At 35.3% G+C, this 1,756-nt stretch carries 2 protein-coding genes; both read left to right on the forward strand.

Translation table 11 applies throughout. From position 1 onward, the window contains the following. Positions 1-71 precede the first annotated feature (71 nt). Positions 72-758 carry a helix-turn-helix domain-containing protein gene (locus PGY05_RS16425; RefSeq protein ID WP_211134210.1) on the forward strand — a complete coding sequence of 229 codons (687 nt, stop codon included), beginning with the start codon at positions 72-74 and terminating at the stop codon, positions 756-758. Continuing rightward, positions 755-1,675, forward strand: a complete 921-nt coding sequence (locus tag PGY05_RS16430) for an IS3 family transposase (protein ID WP_211134211.1) — start codon at positions 755-757, stop codon at positions 1,673-1,675. Before PGY05_RS16425 ends, PGY05_RS16430 begins: the two co-directional genes overlap by 4 nt. Positions 1,676-1,756: the final 81 nt, after the last annotated feature.

Consider the following 1,756-nt stretch of genomic DNA (forward strand, 5'->3'; position numbering starts at 1 on the left):
AAAATGATATGCTCCCCATATGGTAGACAATGGAAATATCCAAAAATCTATCATATGAGGAGCATATTTTTATGTCTAGGAAACAGTATAGTAAGGAGTTGAAACTTGAGCTCGTAAAAAAACACCTTGAGGATGGAATCTCTTATTGGAAATTAGGTAAAGAGTATGGAATTGAGGCTAGTATTATCCGCAGGTGGGGTCATAAATACGAAACATTTGGAGAAGACGGTCTAGAAAAGCAAAATGCTGATTTATGTAATTACTCTGCAGAATTTAAGAAGAAGATTGTTCTTGAATATCTTGGAGGCAATATAACGAGTCAGGATTTAGCTGCAAAATACAAAATTCATGCACCAAGTACTGTTCGTACATGGATTAAGCAGTATAATAACCATGAAGATTTAACAAATTCCAGAAAAGAAGGTGTATATCTCATGGCTAAAAACGGTGCTAGAAAAAATACAACCCTTGAAGAAAGAATAAACATTGTCGAAGAATGCATAAACACGGGATGTAATTATGCTTCTACAGCAAATAAATATGGTTGCTCCTACGGACAAGTTTATGCATGGGTTAGAAAATATAAAGATAAAGGAATCGAAGGATTATATGATCGACGAGGTAAGAACAAAGCGATTTCTCAATTATCAGATATTGAAAAGTTGAAAGCTGAAAACCGACTACTAAAAGCTCAAACACAGCAGCAACAAATGGAGATTGATTTCTTAAAAAAACTCGACGAAATAGAGAGGAGGTGAACCTGACCAAGACACGCAATACAACAAAATACCTTGCAATCAAAGAATTATCTGATGAAAATAAGACATACTCAATATCGGCGTTATGCGAGTTTGCTGGAATAGCTAGATCAGCCTATTATAAATGGCTAGATCATGTAAATAGTGATAATGATAATCTTAATGAACGCATAGCCGATACCATTACAAAGATTCATGATGAACATCCAGATATGGGTTATAGACGTATAAGGGATACTCTAGCACATGATTATAAAATAGCTGTTAATGACAAACGTGTTTTAAGGATTTGCCGCAAAAAGAAAATCCAGTCATATATAAAGCATCGGTATAATTGTTGTACTAAACCTGCATCTGATCCAGCTTATGTTGCCGAAAATATCCTTAATAGAGAATTTAAATCGGACATGATAAATCAGAAATGGGTAACAGATGTATCAGAATTCAAATATGGTGTTGGAGAAGACGATAAAAAAGGTAAACTATATTTAAGCGTAATACTTGATTTATGCGATAGGAGACCTGTCGCTTTTGTATATAGCACCAGAAATGATAACCCTCTTGTTTTTGATACATTTGACAAAGCTGTGGCAGCGAATCCAGGAGCTACACCACTATTTCATAGTGATCGAGGCTATCAGTATACTTCGAAAGCATTTAGGCGGCGAATTTTAGCTGCTGGAATGACACAAAGTATGTCTCGCGTGGCAAGATGTATCGATAATGGTCCTATGGAAGGATTCTGGGGACTAATGAAGCAAGAAATGTATTATGGCAAAAAGTATAAAACAAAAGAAGAATTAATGCTTGCCATAGAGAAATACATAGATTATTACACAAACAAAAGAGTTCAACGAAATCTTGGGGTGCTTACACCACTGGAATTCCATGAACAAAAACTAGAAAACGTTGCATAAACAACCCGGTACATAAACTGTACCGGGGAAGAAAAAATTTTCGTTATTTAATTTGTCTACTTGACGGGTAGCACACCAAAA

Source organism: Coprococcus sp. AF51-11b1 (assembly GCF_027682785.1).
Classification (GTDB): Bacteria; Bacillota; Clostridia; order Lachnospirales; family Lachnospiraceae; genus Allocoprococcus; species Allocoprococcus comes.